Source organism: Marinobacter sp. 1-3A (genome assembly GCF_016597775.1).
GTDB classification, from domain to species: domain Bacteria; phylum Pseudomonadota; class Gammaproteobacteria; order Pseudomonadales; family Oleiphilaceae; genus Marinobacter; species Marinobacter xiaoshiensis.
This window is the reverse complement of the sequence record NZ_VCGZ01000008.1, coordinates 138,931-154,842: the sequence shown is the minus strand read 5'-3', so window position 1 is coordinate 154,842 and position 15,912 is coordinate 138,931. Positions and strand designations below refer to the sequence as shown.

Here is a 15,912-nt window from a genome sequence, read left to right as displayed (position 1 = left end):
TATTCAGGCTCCAAAACGGATAACAGAGGCTTTATGCATATCAGCTTTCCAACAACTGTTCGTATGCGGCTGCTGGCTGCAAAAGTATTTGTACTGCTTTTGCTTCTCTTTGTCAGCTTGCCATCATTGGCAGAAACATCCCCCGACAAGAGCCCCAATGACAACAACGAATACCGTTTCGTTGAGCTGAGTAACGGTTTGCGAGCCATTCTGATTTCCGACAAACATGTACAAAAAGCCGCCGCCTCTATGAATGTGGCTGTCGGCAGCGGTGATGACACGAGAGAGCGAGAGGGTATTTCGCACTTTCTTGAACACATGCTGTTTCTGGGCACGGAAAAATATCCAGAGCCCGGTGAATATCAACAGTTCATAAAAAGCCACGGCGGCAGCCATAACGCCTTTACCGCTTTTCGTAACACCAACTACTTTTTTGACATACAGGCCAATTATCTGGAATCCGCTCTTGATCGCTTCGCCCAACAATTTGCCGCCCCTCTGTTTACCGCTGAGCTGGTCGACCGTGAGCGCAACGCTGTGCATTCAGAGTTCAGTGCCAAACAGAAAGAAGATGGTCGACGCTTTTATTCAGTCAAGAAAGCCGCCAGCAATCCTGAGCATGCATTCCACCAGTTTGCTGTCGGCAACCTGACCACCCTGGAAAACACCGATGACAACCCCCTTCGGCCCGACCTGATCGAATTCTGGAAAACCCGTTACTCTGCCAACCTGATGACGCTAGCGGTATACGGCCCCCAATCGCTCGATGCGCTTGAAGCCATGGTACGAGGGCGCTTTGATGCCATCGAAAATCGCAACCTGAAGCCCAAGGTTCACTCCGCTAGCCTGCTGAGTGCGGATACTCTACCTGCCAAGGTAACTGCAGAAGCCATCAAGGATGTGCGCAGCCTGTCCCTGTCGTTCCCGATGCCATCGCAGCAAGAAAACTACCGCACCAAACCCGCCAGCTACATTGCCAATCTTTTGGGGCATGAAGGCCCCGGAAGCCTCTTTGATGTACTCAAGAAGAATGGCTTGGCAGATAGCTTGTCTGCCGGCATAGGGATGGATACGGGCACAGACGCCACTTTGGACATAAGCATTGCGCTTACCCCCGAAGGCCTTAACCGGCAGGAAGAGATCGTAGCTCTGGCATTCCGATACATCGACATCATTCGTGATCAAGGCATCAGCCAGAACCGTTTTGAAGAAATGCAGCAACTGGCCCGGATCGATTTTCGCTTTCGCGAACAAAGCGAGCCCATGCACGAGGTTATGCGCCTTTCGAGCCAACTCCAGGATTATCCGGCAGACGATCTTCTCAGTGCACCCTGGTTAATGGAGCGGTACGCGCCCGATCAGTATCAGGCGATTCTTGCCCGGCTAACCCCGGAGAACGTGATGGTCTATTTGCTGGCTCCGCAGCTTGAACTGAACAACCCGAACCTAACCCGGTGGTATGAAACACCGTGGCAACTTGAGCCTCTGGATGTGAACGGAGTTGAATTCAAAGCGCCCAAAGCGCTGGCCGATGCGCTTCGGCTTCCGCTACCCAACCCGTTTGTGCCTGAGAACCTCACCATGGTATCTGGCAAAACCATGAGTAAGCCCGAGCTCTTGAGTAGCCACGATGGCATGGCGATATGGTTTGCACGGGATACGCGCTTCAACACTCCCAAAGCCAACGTATTTTTCAGCTTGCGTACCCCGGCGGCCCGCGTATCTGCCCGTAGCAGCGTGCTTACACACTTGCTGGTAGACAACATTAACAGCAACCTGAATGCCTGGGCTTATTCCGCACGCCTTGCCGGGCTCGACTACAGCATTTACCCGCATTTGCGTGGCATTACCGTGCGCGTCGGTGGCTATAACGACAAGCTCCACACCTTGATGAATCGCATTCTTATGCAGATTTCAGCGCCCCACATCACGCAGCAGCGGTTTGATATCGCCAGACAAAACCTGATAGACAGCTTACAGAACAAAGCCAAGGACCGGCCGGTGGCCCAGACATCCGAGTTCATCCAGACGGCTCTGCTGGAAGGCGCCTGGAGCACCGAAGAAAAGCTGCGCGCAGCTCGGGAAGTCACCCGCGATGAACTCATATCATTCACCGAGGCACTGCTCTCGGAAGTAGACCCGGTGCTGCTGGCACATGGCAATATTACGGAAGCCTATGCTCTTAACCTGGCACAGCAAATTGATGCCATTGTGTTGGGCAAGAGCGATTTTGTAGCAGTTGACCGCAGCCGTGTCAGAAAGTTACCAGCCAACGAAATGCTCGTTTCTCTGGACGTGGCGCATCCGGATACCGGGTATACGCTTTACACGCAGGGCAATAACACCAGTTTTGAAGAGCGCGCCCGCTTCCGCCTGCTTGCACAGATTATAAGCAGCCCGTTCTATGAAGAAATACGCACCACTCGCCAGCTTGGCTACATTGTGTACGCCACACCGTTTGAAATGCTCGAGACACCGGCTTTGGGCTTTGTGGTTCAGTCTCCAGGCGCCAGCCAGAGTGACATAGACCAAGCAGTTCGCGAGTTCACAGTAGGCTTTGAGGAGACGCTCGGAAATTTGGACGAACAGCGACTAAAGCAGGAAAAACAGGCGGTAATCAGCAGCATTTTGGAGCAAGATCGCCAGCTGGGTGAGATTTCAGGTCGCTACTGGCGTGAGATTGACCGGGGCTCAGATAGCTTTGATTCCCGCGAACAACTCGCAAAGGCTATTAACGCTGTGAGCCTTGAAGAGCTGAAAGCCACCTTCCGCGATTCAGTTCTGAACAGAGACAGAGCATTGCGTGTCGTAACTGGCGGAGAGGGCCTGGGCGCAAACGAAGCCCAGGAGCTTATCCTTCAGCAACCTCCGGTTACTGCAAAGTAAGCTGAAAGCGCGCCCAATCCTCTGGCTCATCCACATCCCAACGGGGCTCCAGCAAACCAACGCTGAGCCCCAGTTTTTCAAGCCGAATGCAAGTTTGCTCAAGTACGCCCTCAGTGCCCCACTCGATTCCATCAAGCATGCCAGGAACAATCCGGCGAGCACCAATCAGCACGTAACCACCGTCATCGGACGGCCCCAGGACAACATCGTAGTGTTCAAGGCCAGACACCGCCTGGTGCACATAGCCCGGTTCGACCGATGGGCAATCGCTGCCCACAATTAATGCGTAGGCGTGTGATTGAAGGCCGTTCTCCAGAGCATTCAACATGCGACTACCCAGGTTAGCGCCCTGCTGTATTCGCTGTCCCAGCCCCCGATGCTCGATAGCGCGAACAACCTCCACCGCATCAACAGGAGCAGACTCTACCTCTCTATCCCACCAGAACTGCAGTGTAAGACCTGAACGATGCAGGTTTTCGAGCACCGCAAGCGTAAGTGTTAAATGTGCTCTCAAAGCCCCATCAACACCCAGCGCAGGTATAAGGCGCGTTTTTACCCGGCCCGCTTCCGGCCATTTAGCAAACTGCATCAACACTGCATTGGAAGAGTTAGTCTTTGCCATTTCGAACATCCGACCGGTAGGAGTGAGCAAGGGTTTCCGGGGACTCCCCGCGCCAATATCGCCAGCGCATACGCCACATAAGAAAAATCGTGTGCCAGACACCGCCCTGCTCCCAGCGCCGGCTATCCGTTATGACTGGGTTCTTTATGCAGTAAGGGCGGGAAACAAGCCGAAGCCGGCGGGAAATCTCAATATCTTCCATGATGGGCACAGGCTCGAATCCCCCGAGGGCTTCAAACACATCCCTGCGCACAAACAGCGCCTGATCGCCCGTGCAAATGCCCGTTAGCCGTGAGCGCTGGTTCATAAACCAGGCGATGGTCTGGAACATCACTCCACGTCCGCTCAATCGCGCATTGAAACGACCCCAGGCCCTATCGCTTCGAAAAAAACTTGTCAGGCACTCCAAGGCGTTTAGAGGAAGGCGGGTATCCGCATGAAGAAACAGAAGGACATCGCCCTTGGCAACAGAAGCACCTGCGTTCATCTGCACAGCCCTCCCCCTTCCAGACTGAACAACGCTGCTCGCAAATGGGCTAGCCAGTGCGGCGGTACCATCGGGACTACCGGCATCCACTACAATCAGTTCATGGCCTCGGGCACGTAACGGCTGAAGGCCCTCAACTGTCTCCAGAATACCTGCAGCCTCCATCCAGACAGGTACAATAATGCTTAACGAGAAAGGATCAGACAAAGCACGCTCCCAGAGCAACAGAAATCACGGTAACACCTTGAGCCATAAGTCTCAGGCCGTTATCATACCGATCTTCTTAAAGAAGCGCCTTCGTAGCTCATCTGGATAGAGCGTCCCCCTCCTAAGGGGAAGGTAGCAGGTTCGAGTCCTGCCGAGGGCACCACCTTCTCTTCCGTGTCGCCCTGAAAAGCTCCCCCACTATATTGAAATACACAACTGCAACTACAGTATTCGTGGGCAATCCGCCTTCTGCCAACGCTCATTTTAAATAAGGATTTTGTCTACTGAGGCACCGTCATACTAAAAGGAGGACTCAACGCTGACTCTTCAAAAGAAGCCGGGTCCGTTGACGTGGCATACTTCAGGGGAAAGCTCAGAAAAGCGTCCATAAAACTTGTGTCAGGGAGTTGATAATCCGCTATCACTGCTTCCCCAAAGCCATCAAGCCAACGGTCGTACACACTGTTGTGATCCGCCTTGAAGACTTCGGTGAAGATATCGAAAGGCACGCTACTCTTACCGGAGGCCTCTTTTAGCGCTTCCTTTACATTTCCGGTAGCCGTGTTCAGCTCAGCTCCAAAAGCTGAAGGATCTACTGTATCCACATCCAGTCCACCGAACGCAGCTTGGCCGGAATGATCCATCAGAGCTCTCTGGAAGGCCAGGGTAGTAAAAGGCGTCAGATTTACTCTTCCAGCCTGATTGGTATAGCTCTGTAGCTGACCGCTTTGCAAGCGAATCGTGCAGGGAAATTGGGAACCACCAGTATTGAATTCCTCCTGCGACAGAGAGAACTCACCCTGTGCATCCGCCTCCACAATCATGGGAATATCGTCATTTCCCTTACAGATAATGTGGATCGTATCGCTCCCGGTGTAAGGCGCGCCTGTAGCAGCTGTTCCCTCGATGACACTGGGGCCGTTACCACTGCCACCGTTGCCACCTCCGCCTCCTTCGTCACCACCGCCACTACTGCCGCCGCAACCGGCAATCAAAGCGACAGAAAACGGTACAGCAAGACTCGCCAATAAACGCTTGTTCATATCAACACCTCGTTGTGTTGGCGCCCGCATATCTTCAGGTAAAATCGGCAAAAAACAGCGAACGCCGGGCTATTCCTATGCTTCACAACAAGGTTATCGGTTGAATTAACAATCTTCTATCCCTCGTTTGAGTGAGGGGTAGGTGTTGCAGCTACTGAAAGCATCCGCTAATCACACTATGAGCCTGGCGCAGTTCACAAATAACTATATCACTCAACTATACTTCGTCGAGTTGCACACGTGCGTCTTGCTTGCCGCGCCGATAGAGAAAAAGGGATGAATGGCAACGAGCCGAACAAAACACCCTGAGCTCAGGGCTGCTATACAACCATTTACTCCAGAAGAGGGTTTCCCATGAAAGCCATTGCCCATGCGAGCGTTGAATCTTCAGATAAAAATTATCGCCAGGAAATAAGCACAGCCGGGCGCAATTTTGTGGCCGATGAGCCAGTGAGCGCCGGAGGGCAGGATGCAGGGCCGACCCCTTATGACTACTTGCTGACCAGTCTGGGGGCCTGCACCGCGATCACATTACAGATGTATGCCCAGCACAAGGGCTGGGAACTGGATGATCTGCGCGTAGAGTTAAGTCTTTGGAAAAACCGCGAAGGTGAAACACGTATCGATCGGGTGCTACATTCCTCATCGGAGCTTGATGAGAGTCAGTGGCAACGTCTATTGGATATCGCCAGCAAAACCCCGGTCACGAAAAACCTGCTCGCGGGGGTCGCCATCAACACGACCCATTGAGACAGAGGCTGGCTCCGGGCACTTCCTATCAACCACGAACCCACTGGGTTTGTAAGGATACACCGGCATCGCGCAGGAGGTTGTAAACAGGACAGCGGTCTGCCACGGCGCTTTGCAATGCCTGCAACCGCTCCTCTGGCTCGTCGGTTTTGATAGTCACCTGAAACCTAAGGTTCTGAAAATGGGTAGACACACTGGGATCGCCCATCAGCCCCCGCAGGTCAACGCTTCCTTTGGTATCGAAGGACAGCTCGCTGAATTCGAACTTCAACTCTTTCGCAATCAGCGGAATCATCACGCCTTTGCAGCCATTCAATGAAGCCACCAGGTACTCAAGTGGATTTGGGCCCTGGTTGTCACCGCCCAGCTCTTTTGGCTCGTCCATCACTACAGGATCAAACGATCGTATCTGGCTGTGGGTCTTTAATCCGGACTTCCATTCACTGCGGGCGGCAACTTCCAATATGTTTGCGCTCATGGGATCTCCTAGCATCAATCTGTTTAGAGGAGCGCCATACTAGGAATCAAATAAATTTCCGTCAATACAATAAGTTATACGTTATCGGTCTTAGCTTATCCAAAACCTTCTGAAAGCCCGCAGCGATTCTGGCCAGCACTCTGTTTGTGTCAGATTATTTTACAATGCACCCGCAATATTTTATTGAAAAATCGCCAAACCCCAGGCAGGCCAACGGCTGGCACAAAAATTGCCTATCCGCGCTGGGTGCTTTCGCACTCGAACCAAGACTTTAACCTAATATGCAGGAAGCATTTAGTATGAAAACCGTACAGTCTATTATTGCCGGCATTGCCCTAGCCACAGCAGCTTCAACCTCAAGCGCCGCCCTGATCAACTTCACAGGCACCATCGATTATCACAACGATGTTGTTCACACCTACTTCACCCTGGATCAGGACGCTACAAACGTGCGTGTCTGGACCGACTCATACGAAGACGGCCAGAATTTCGATCCAATCACCGCGCTATGGAAAGCTGACGGCACAAGACTGCAGCAAAACGATGACAACGCCAGCATCAATCCTGGAACACAGACACGGTGGGATTCCGGTTTCCTGTTGGCCGACCTTGCCGCTGGCGACTATATCTTCACAGTAGCCACCTATAACAACTTCTCTCTGGGAACTAATCTTAGCGATGGCTTTCAGTTTGATGGTGAAGCTGCAATTGCTCTGGCAGATTGGGACCAGCCTGCTAGTCGCAGAGGCATGGGGCCAAACTGGAGTGTATGGTTGGATGGTGTCGATTCTGCCTCTAACCCTAGCGATCCAGGTGTAGCAGTACCCGAGCCTAGCAGCTTCGCGCTGATCGGCCTTGGCATGATTGGCTTGGGTCTGGCTCGCAGGCGCAAGCAAGCTAACGCTTAAGCGCTAGTTGGTTTACGGAGCCTGGTATCAGGCTCCGTGCATTGCCCTTCCCCTAAACCTTCGCACCACTCAACGGCAGAACACGAACCAGTTCCGGGTCGTCGGCGTGCTCAAGCAGCATTTTGCGTACACGTTTCTGCCAAAGGCGAGCAAACTCCACCTGCTGCTCAGGTGTCTCGCGGTTGTGCATAACAGCCAACATACGCTCGCGTTGGGATTCATGCGGGGGGATCTGATTGGCATCAAATTTTACCGTTACTGCTGCGCCGGTATCGATGCGCTCGAAACGAACAGCCCCATCATTCTCACCACTGTTTTTGGCGAAACTGAGTAGTCCATTACGGGCAAAACGGCCTCCTATGCCCTTAAAGCCACCCTGGGCAGTGGCACCGGTAAGCATTGTTATTACCTGTGCGACAACGCCAATAGTGCCCTCTGTTTCTGGCGCGGGCATGTGTACCCGAATTGCGCCGCGCTCGGGCAGTGAGTTCGGATACAGCACATTCAGTGCAGCCCGAACGCTCAGGTAGGCACCGGCAACAGTCGGACAGGAATGCCCCGCCAGCCTTACAACATCTGCGTAGCGATACTCGATAACGCCACCTTCGGCAGCACCCAGAAGATCTGCCAGCGGATCACGTAAAGAAATAACGGGTGCATCATCAAAAAACTTGGGGAACGCCATCACTATCTCCTGAAACCGGGACATTGATACCACAATCTCAGCCCTGAATCGCCTTCAGAGCCACTCTCAGCTTCTCCACAGTTCGATCCACGTTATTCAACTTCTCCAAGCCAAAGAGGCCCATACGGAAGGTGCAGAAACTCTCTGGTTCACCACACATCATCGGCACGCCAGCTGCCGTCTGCAAGCCCTGCTCACGAAACAGGCTAGTGTTATGGATATTAATATTGTCGGTGTGCAACACCACAACGCTCGGCGACTCAAAGCCCGGGCTGGCAACACTCTTGAAACCAGCGCCATAAAACAGCTTGCGCACTTTGCGGCCCAATTCTTCCTGGCGCTGAAACAACAGGTCTGGGCCGGTTTTCAACGTTTCAAGCATGGCATCACGAAGGATAGCCAGGGTATCGGTGGGCATGGTGGCATGGTAGGCGTAGCTGCCGGATTCATAGGCCTGCATAATCTGCGACCATTTGCGTAGATCCCCGGCGAAACTGCTGCTGGTGGTTTCTTCTATCCGCGCAATCGCACGGTCGCTCAAGGTGATCAGGGCGGCGCAGGGTGAAGCGCTCCAGCCTTTCTGCGGCGCAGTAATAAGTACATCCACGCCACAGGCGGTGGTATCAACCCAGAGGGCACCGGAGGCTACGCAATCCAACACGAACAAGCCATTAACCTCTTTTACAGCCTCCCCAATGATTTTCAGATAGTCGTCTGGCAGCACGATCCCGGCAGCGGTTTCCACGTGAGGCACAAACACAACGGCTGGCTTTTCCGCCCTGATGCGCCCTGCAACTTCCTCGGCGGGTACAGGTGCAAATGCTGCCAGGGGTGAATCGTCAATAGCCCGTGCGGAGAGCACCGTCACGCGATCGGTGATTCGGCCTGCTTCCAGTATTTGCGTCCAGCGGTAGCTGAACCAGCCATTGCGGACTATCAGGCAGCCTTCATCATTGGCAAACTGGCGAGCCACGGCCTCCATACCAAAACTACCACCGCCGGGCACAATTACAGCGGCTTTGGCGTTGTACACGTGCCGCAAAGTGGAGGAAATATCCCGCATTATTTGCTGAAATGGCGCAGACATGTGGTTTAGCGAGCGATCATTGAATACCACGGAGTATTCCAGTAGCCCATCGGGGTCAACAGAAGGAAACAATTTGGACATGGGGCGTAGATTCCTTGCCTGGTGCAGTTTCTGGATGAATCATCTATGGTGTGAGTCTAACAAATCTGGCGTTATGCGCTTTATTTCTTACGTTTTCTGCAAGCCCACTTGTGGAACCCGACAAAAGCTTATAAATTGACCAAAGCGGCCAAGTTCCCGCTTTTTCTTTATTTATCCAGACAACACACCAGGTGAACCTGTGAGATCATTATTCTCAGCGTTTATTCCTTTCTATCATTCAAGCGCCCGCCGTCAGGCAGGCACTGCTGGTGTGTTGCCCGCTTTTCTCTTTTCTCGCTGAATCCGCTTTAAAAACGCCGGGTTCGGCGCCTGAATCCTGAAATTTTGAATTACTAATTATATTTTTTGGAGATAACTATGGCTGATATGCCGGCAGTATTGGTTGCTGAAGAAGATTTCAACCGTTTGACTACCCTGATCGAAAAACAGGGTGATTCCGATGTGGCAGAAGGTCTGGATGATGAACTGAGCCGCGCCACGCTTGTGCCGCTTGCAGAAATGCCAGCGCACGTAGTGACCATGAATTCAAAAGTGCGCTTTCAGAATGCAGATACCGGCCAGGAGCAGGAGCTGACTTTGGTCTACCCTCACGAAGTGGGCACTGGAGAAGGCAAGATTTCTATTCTGGCACCAGCTGGCTCGGCACTACTTGGACTTGCTGTGGGTGATTCCATTGAGTGGCCAATCCGTGGCCGCAACAACATCCACCTCAAAATCATTGGGGTTACCCGAGAGGGCTAATCGCCGGGTAATCGTTTGCGGGGGCAGCCTGAAAGGCTCGCCCCGTTAGCTATCCTTTCTGACCAACCGAAACTGCTCAATGGTTTCTCTGAGTGCTTCCGCCATTACCAGCAAATCACCTGCAATGCCTGCCGTTTCCTGAGCATCTGTTGCTGTCTGCTCGGCCGAGCGGCTGATTTCAATCACGTTCTGATTGATAATTTCAGACACATCGCTCTGTTCGTTCGCTGCGCTTTCCATTTCCTGGTTAAGTGAAGTGATTTCACGAACGGCCGACGCAATGGTTTGCAACTCGGTTTCTACTTTCAGAATGGCTTCTACCTCATGCCCTGCCATATCAGAGGCATGGCGCATGGTAGCCACACATTCGGTTACTTCGCTTTGAAGAGAGTTTATGGTTTTGCGGATTTCCTCTGTAGATACCTGAGTGCGTGATGCGAGCGCTCGAACCTCATCTGCAACCACTGAGAACCCACGCCCCTGCTCACCCGCTCTGGCAGCCTCAATAGCAGCGTTCAGCGCCAGCAGATTGGTTTGTTCCGCAATATTAGAGATTTCTTCCAACATCTTCGCCATCTGACTGGTACGTTCGTTCAAGTCCTCTATTCGTTTAGCGCCACTCTGTACTTCCGTGTTGAGCGTTTCAATACCCTCTACTGCTGTGCGCGCAAGTTGTTCACCGCTATTGGCAGATTCAGCCGTTTCCGCCGACTTTCGAGCTGTGTGGTTGGCATTCTCCCGCACTTGAACAGCCGATGCGGCCATTTCAGTGGTTGCGCTGGCAACCTGGTCTGTATTGTCTTTTTGAGCCGTGACTTCGCGGCCAGTAGTTTGGGCCTTTTCCGCAATGCTACGGGCCGCCCGCTCAACCTGCTCGGCGTTATCCATCACCGTGTGCATACTTTCACGGATTTTTGCCATCATGCGATTAAACGCAAGGGAAACAGTCCCAATTTCATCATTGCGCGATACATCCAGCTCAATCGTGAGATCAGAGTTTCCGGAAATCTCATCCATACTCATCTGGAGCCGACGTAAACGGGAGAACACCAGCCGATTCAAAACCAGCCCGGTCAGGAAGAATACTGCAACAAAGATGGCGATCTGAATACCGCCACTGGTAAGCAATTGCTGGTGCAAGCTGGCGTCGCTTTCAGCGAGAGAATAATCCACTCGAATCGCACCCAGCACATCCCCTTCCTGGGCTTGATGGCAACCCAGGCAATCCACACCTTGATAGTCTGATTGAGCAATAACCGGGTCAATTAACGTGTAAACACGCCCATTTTCATTGCTTGAGTAACGCTCAATTCTCTGGCCGTCCAGTGCTTTTCTATCGTCTGCATCACGTTTCTGCTCTGCCTGGGTACCGGTGCCAAACATCTGGTTCAGCTGATCGCTACGAATCACCCTCACATCCAGCACATCCGCAGGCGCCATCACCTTGTCCCGAAGCACATCACGGTTGCTGATGGTACCAGTCACCATCATGGTGTTCAGTCCGTCAAAATAGGACTTGGCAAGGCCATCCACGTATTTGTGACTGAACTCTTCCATGTGGTCGCGCTGGGCACTGGCACTATGGAGCACGGTAAAAACCAGGATGAGTGAAAACGCAGCTGCCAGGGCAGCGAGCAGCAGAAAACGAATGGAATATTGGTTTTTCATAGCGACTCAGTCAAAAGAACAATGAACACCAGGCTTTACCTGGCTCTTTCAAACATTCTATGTGGTTGACGGCAAAAGGACGGTTAACTTTATAGACATGCGTCAAATATTTACTGACTCAGATCAGAAGCACGTATTTTCAGTGGCTGGCCCGGAATGTGCTTATACCAGGAGACAGACGATAAATTTCTGGCGCGCTTGTGCGAGCCAGTGGAGGAATGCACGCCATGTCACTGCTGACATCTCTTATCCAGGCAAGCACCCGCTTTCAGCAAACTCTGGAGAAGCGCCCTGTTGCAAACGGGGCCGATGAACAAAAGGCCAAAGGCACAGCCAGTGCTGAGACATTGCAACCCTCAGGGCCGGGGGATGACCGTTTTACACCATCGGGAGAGCTTTTGACTGATGCCGGCAGGCCTAAATCCCGGAAGCTGCCCCTATCGGATTACAAGCAAACCGTAGGGCAGGATCTTGCCTTCATCAGGGAGACGCTGCGGCACAAACTTGCCGAATATAACCTGAACCCATCCCTATCGATAAGCGTCAACAAAAACGACAGCGGTAGGATTGAGGTGGGCGGCAACCTGGCAGAAGAAACCCGAAGTCGAATCGAGAAGGATTTGAATGTTAACAAAAACTTTGCGGATGCCTTTAGCCGGCTGAGCGTGAACGAGCCAACTCTGCACTTCATGGACAACGCCCTGAAACTCAGCCAAGCCTATGGGGTTAATAATTCACTGCTGGATACGCTGATCAGCGAAAACCAGCAATTCAACGGCTTGCAGGATCTCGTACACCGCTACGACACCCTGCGCCGCTCCGCTCCGACTGACCAATTTAACGTTGCAGCCAACCGGGGCGCTTACGCCTTCAACCTGAACACCCGAGCCTAAGCCCTACTGTTCAAACGGTGCCGGATCGCCTTTACCCACCCGGGTAACCTCCGGCACTTCACCGGTAAAGTTCACCACGGTGGTTGGCTCCATGCCACAGAAGCCGCCATCAATAATCAAATCAAGCTCGTGCTGTAGCGTATCCCGTATGTCGTAGGGGTCCGTCATGGGGTCAGTCTCACCCGGTAAAATCAGCGTGCTGCTCATAATAGGCTCGCCAAGCTCACCCAACAGATCCCGGACAATCGCATTATCAGGAACCCGCACACCAATTGTGCGACGCTTCGGGTTCAGCAGGCGCCTTGGCACCTCACTCGTTGCATCCAAAATAAAGGTATAAGGACCGGGCGTGAAGGTTTTCAGCAACCTGTACTGGGTATTATCCACCTTGGCATACACACCGATATCCGACAGATCCCGGCACACTAATGTGAAGTTATGCTTGTCATCCAGCTTTCGAATGCGCTTTATCTTGTCTGCTGCCGGTTTCTCACCCAAATGGCACCCAAGGGCATACCCGGAGTCGGTGGGGTAAACAATTACGCCACCAGCGCGAAGAATCTCAACCGCTTGCTTGATCAACCGCTTTTGCGGGTTTTCCGGATGAATCTGAAAAAACTGACTCATAAAAGCCCTCCGCTGTGTTTTTTAGCCATCTGAAGCCGCCGATTAAGCATCAGACTTGGAACCACCCATACAATTCGGTGACGTGGGTGCAACCTGACCCGTTGCCTCCCACTCCTCAGGAGAGTATAGATGCAACGCCAATGCATGCACGCCACCGGTCATCTCCAACTCCTCAGAAAGCACCTGATAAATAGCCTGATGCCGTTTAACCTTCATCTGCCCCGCAAAGGCCGGCGACACCATGGTCACCTTGAAGTGCGTCTCCGAATTAGGCGGCACGCTGTGCTTGTGACTCTCGTTCTCCACCTGAAGAATGCTGGCGTTGAACGCCTCATTCAACTTGGCTTCAATTGCATTCTGCATTTTCATTACTTTTTAACTCCACAGTTCGCTCTGTATGTAGTGGCGATATCTCTGAGCCTGAAGCCGACGCCCGCAGCCGCCACCTCCAGAGCAAACAGTCTACTACAGAACAAGCAGCCCCCGAACCTTGACACCCAACAACCAAACAGCCACATTCCCCACCACTCCAAATCCAGACAAAACCATACCCAAACATGCTCCTGTACATCGCCGAAAAACCCAGCCTCGGCAGAGCCATTGCTGCCGCCCTCCCCGGCCCCTACCAAAAAGGCCAGGGCTGGATCCGCTGTGGCAACGGCAGTGAAGCTGCGACCGTAAGCTGGTGCATTGGTCACCTGTTGGAACCTGCCGAACCGGCGAGCTACAACCCGGCATGGAAAACATGGCGCCAGCACGACCTCCCCATGTTCCCGGACAAATGGCAGCTAACCCCAAAAGACAGCGTGCGTCATCAACTCAACGCACTGGAATCCCTCATTCGGCAAGCAAAGACCATCGTCCATGCCGGAGACCCAGACAGAGAAGGCCAATTGCTGGTTGATGAAGTAATACGCTACTTCGGAACTCAGGCACCTGTGCAGCGCATACTCATCAACGATCTGACACCTGCAGCAGTCGCCAAGGCCATACAGCAGCCCAGAGACAACCGCGAATTTCGCCGGCTTTCCCACTCTGCCCTTGCCCGACAACGGGCCGATTGGCTCTACGGCATCAACCTTACCCGTTTTTATACGCTGAACTACCAGCAGCAAGGTCAAAAGGGCGTTTACTCCGTAGGCCGGGTGCAAACTCCGGTGCTGGGTCTGGTGGTGGAGCGTGATAGAACCATAGAGAACTTCGAGCCCAAACCATACTTCCCCATAGAGGCACGCTTCAGAGCCCAGGAAGAAGAGGCAGACCAACAACCCTTCACCGCCAAATGGGTTCCGGACGAACAGTTTCAGGATCATCTGGACGAAGAAAGCCGCCTATTGGATCGCGCCACCGCTGAGCAGATTGCTGCCAGCATTCACAACCGGCCCGGCACAGTACTGGACTCTCGCTTTCGCGGCCGCTCGGAAGCGCCGCCCTTACCCTTATCTCTCTCGGCTCTGCAAATTGAGGCGGGACGCCTGTTCCGCATGGGAGCAAAGGACGTACTGGACACGGCACAGAATCTTTACGAGCGCCACCAACTGATCACCTACCCCCGATCAGACTCCCGTTACCTGCCAGAAGGCCATTTTGCCCAGCGTGAGCAAGTCACCGGTGCCATTGCCCGAGTCTCCCCCGACCTTGCCGATGCCTGCAGCAAAGCAGACTTCAGCCGCAGAACAGCCGCGTGGAACGACAAAAAAGTGGATGCCCACCACGCCATCATTCCCACCAGCAGAACCGCGCCCAACGGAAAGCTCAGTGACACTGAACAGAAGGTATACGGCTTGATCAGCCGCTATTATCTGATGCAGTTTTTTGCCGATGCCATACACCGCGAAGGCCAACTGACCGTGCGAATTACCGAGCACCGATTCCGCGCCTCAGAAACCGCCGTGCTCGAACCCGGCTGGAAAGTACTGGAGCTAAAACTCCGGGACAATAAAAAAGAAACAGATAAAGCACCGCTGCCACGCCTGAGCAAAGGCGAACCCGTTTTCTGCGAAGACAGCACCGTAATCCAGCGCAAAACCAAGCCACCCCAGCACTTTACCGATGCAACGCTGCTCTCGGCGATGACCAACATTGCCCGATTTGTAACCGACCCGGAACTCCGCAAAACCCTGCGAGAAACTGACGGACTGGGTACGGAGGCAACCCGGGCGAACATAATCGACACCCTGTTCAAACGGGACTACCTGTACCGGGACAGTCGCCATATTCGCGCCACCGACAAAGGCAAAACGCTGATCAGTGCACTGCCGGAATCGGTCAGCAAGCCAGACAGAACCGCCGTCTGGGAGGCGACGCTCGAGAGTATTCGCAGGGGTGAAGACGACCCTCGTAAATTTCTGGACACACTGAAGACTGAAATTCGCCTCTTCATTGGCACCAAGGCGGACACGCCAGGTGCAGGGCCTGAAACCCTGGCGCCAAACTGCCCAAAGTGCCGTACACCAATGACCGAGAGAGACGGCAAATTCGGTCGCTTCTTTGCCTGCACTCGATACCCCGACTGCCGTGGCACGCGCCCGATTGAAGATGCAACGCCCCAGGACGGTACCGGGCAAAAGCCTGTACCCTGCCCCCACTGTTTTTCCCCCTTGGTCAGACGGAAAGGTAAAAAAGGCTGGTTCTGGGGCTGCAGTAATTTTCCTGCCTGCCGACAAACAGTGGACGACGAAAACGGAAAGCCTGCATTTCCTTTACGCAAGGCTACATAACGACACTG

15 protein-coding genes and 1 tRNA gene are annotated in these 15,912 nt (G+C 53.3%); 7 read left to right on the top strand and 9 right to left on the bottom strand.

What is annotated here, in order from left to right; genetic code table 11:
- Window positions 1–33: 33 nt before the first annotated feature.
- Window positions 34–2,886 (top strand): insulinase family protein, encoded by a 2,853-nt coding sequence (locus tag FE848_RS13635; RefSeq protein ID WP_227715346.1) that lies wholly within the window; start codon window positions 34–36, stop codon window positions 2,884–2,886.
- Here the strand turns inward: FE848_RS13635 and FE848_RS13630 are convergent.
- Window positions 2,873–3,508: a TIGR04282 family arsenosugar biosynthesis glycosyltransferase gene (locus FE848_RS13630; protein WP_200204009.1), complete on the bottom strand. Its 636-nt coding sequence runs from the start codon at window positions 3,506–3,508 to the stop codon at window positions 2,873–2,875. The genes FE848_RS13635 and FE848_RS13630 overlap by 14 nt on opposite strands.
- Complete coding sequence (locus tag FE848_RS13625) at window positions 3,495–4,202, bottom strand: TIGR04283 family arsenosugar biosynthesis glycosyltransferase (RefSeq protein ID WP_200204006.1); 708 nt, start codon at window positions 4,200–4,202, stop codon at window positions 3,495–3,497. Before FE848_RS13625 ends, FE848_RS13630 begins: the two co-directional genes overlap by 14 nt.
- A gap of 86 nt (window positions 4,203–4,288) precedes the next feature.
- Between FE848_RS13625 and FE848_RS13620 the strand changes: the two genes are divergently transcribed.
- Window positions 4,289–4,365, top strand: a tRNA-Arg gene (locus FE848_RS13620).
- A 118-nt stretch (window positions 4,366–4,483) separates the two neighbouring features.
- On the opposite strand, the gene FE848_RS13615 is transcribed toward FE848_RS13620, so the two are convergent.
- The gene (locus tag FE848_RS13615; protein WP_200204004.1) at window positions 4,484–5,245 is read right to left on the bottom strand and encodes a hypothetical protein; all 762 of its coding nucleotides are present in this window, start codon (window positions 5,243–5,245) and stop codon (window positions 4,484–4,486) included.
- Window positions 5,246–5,599: 354 nt separating this feature from the next.
- On the opposite strand from FE848_RS13615, the gene FE848_RS13610 reads away from it, so the two are divergent.
- Window positions 5,600–5,995, top strand: a complete 396-nt coding sequence (locus tag FE848_RS13610; RefSeq protein WP_200204002.1) for an OsmC family protein — start codon at window positions 5,600–5,602, stop codon at window positions 5,993–5,995.
- Between the two features lie 28 nt (window positions 5,996–6,023).
- Here FE848_RS13610 and FE848_RS13605 read toward each other — a convergent pair whose 3' ends face one another.
- A complete protein-coding gene (locus FE848_RS13605) occupies window positions 6,024–6,473 on the bottom strand; it encodes an OsmC family protein (protein WP_200204000.1) in 450 nt (149 codons plus the stop codon).
- A gap of 299 nt (window positions 6,474–6,772) precedes the next feature.
- Between FE848_RS13605 and FE848_RS13600 the strand changes: the two genes are divergently transcribed.
- Window positions 6,773–7,381 (top strand): DVUA0089 family protein, encoded by a 609-nt coding sequence (locus FE848_RS13600; protein ID WP_200203998.1) that lies wholly within the window; start codon window positions 6,773–6,775, stop codon window positions 7,379–7,381.
- A 52-nt stretch (window positions 7,382–7,433) separates the two neighbouring features.
- Here FE848_RS13600 and FE848_RS13595 read toward each other — a convergent pair whose 3' ends face one another.
- Window positions 7,434–8,066 (bottom strand): FmdE family protein, encoded by a 633-nt coding sequence (locus tag FE848_RS13595; RefSeq protein WP_200203996.1) that lies wholly within the window; start codon window positions 8,064–8,066, stop codon window positions 7,434–7,436.
- Window positions 8,067–8,103: 37 nt separating this feature from the next.
- Entirely contained in the window at window positions 8,104–9,234 is a 1,131-nt protein-coding gene (locus tag FE848_RS13590) for an aminotransferase class V-fold PLP-dependent enzyme (protein ID WP_200203994.1), read from the bottom strand.
- A gap of 378 nt (window positions 9,235–9,612) precedes the next feature.
- On the opposite strand from FE848_RS13590, the gene rnk reads away from it, so the two are divergent.
- Complete coding sequence (gene rnk, locus FE848_RS13585; RefSeq protein WP_200203992.1) at window positions 9,613–9,996, top strand: nucleoside diphosphate kinase regulator; 384 nt, start codon at window positions 9,613–9,615, stop codon at window positions 9,994–9,996.
- Between the two features lie 45 nt (window positions 9,997–10,041).
- Here the strand turns inward: rnk and FE848_RS13580 are convergent, their stop codons facing one another.
- Entirely contained in the window at window positions 10,042–11,664 is a 1,623-nt protein-coding gene (locus FE848_RS13580; protein WP_200203990.1) for a methyl-accepting chemotaxis protein, read from the bottom strand.
- Between the two features lie 227 nt (window positions 11,665–11,891).
- On the opposite strand from FE848_RS13580, the gene FE848_RS13575 reads away from it, so the two are divergent.
- Window positions 11,892–12,557 (top strand): hypothetical protein, encoded by a 666-nt coding sequence (locus FE848_RS13575; RefSeq protein WP_200203988.1) that lies wholly within the window; start codon window positions 11,892–11,894, stop codon window positions 12,555–12,557.
- 3 nt (window positions 12,558–12,560) lie between these two features.
- Here FE848_RS13575 and FE848_RS13570 read toward each other — a convergent pair whose 3' ends face one another.
- Together FE848_RS13570 and FE848_RS13565 are read right to left on the bottom strand one after the other, a co-directional pair.
- A complete protein-coding gene (locus tag FE848_RS13570; protein WP_200203986.1) occupies window positions 12,561–13,184 on the bottom strand; it encodes an L-threonylcarbamoyladenylate synthase in 624 nt (207 codons plus the stop codon).
- 42 nt (window positions 13,185–13,226) lie between these two features.
- Window positions 13,227–13,553, bottom strand: a complete 327-nt coding sequence (locus FE848_RS13565; RefSeq protein ID WP_200203984.1) for a BolA family protein — start codon at window positions 13,551–13,553, stop codon at window positions 13,227–13,229.
- A 188-nt stretch (window positions 13,554–13,741) separates the two neighbouring features.
- On the opposite strand from FE848_RS13565, the gene FE848_RS13560 reads away from it, so the two are divergent.
- Complete coding sequence (locus FE848_RS13560; protein WP_200203982.1) at window positions 13,742–15,904, top strand: DNA topoisomerase 3; 2,163 nt, start codon at window positions 13,742–13,744, stop codon at window positions 15,902–15,904.
- Window positions 15,905–15,912: the final 8 nt, after the last annotated feature.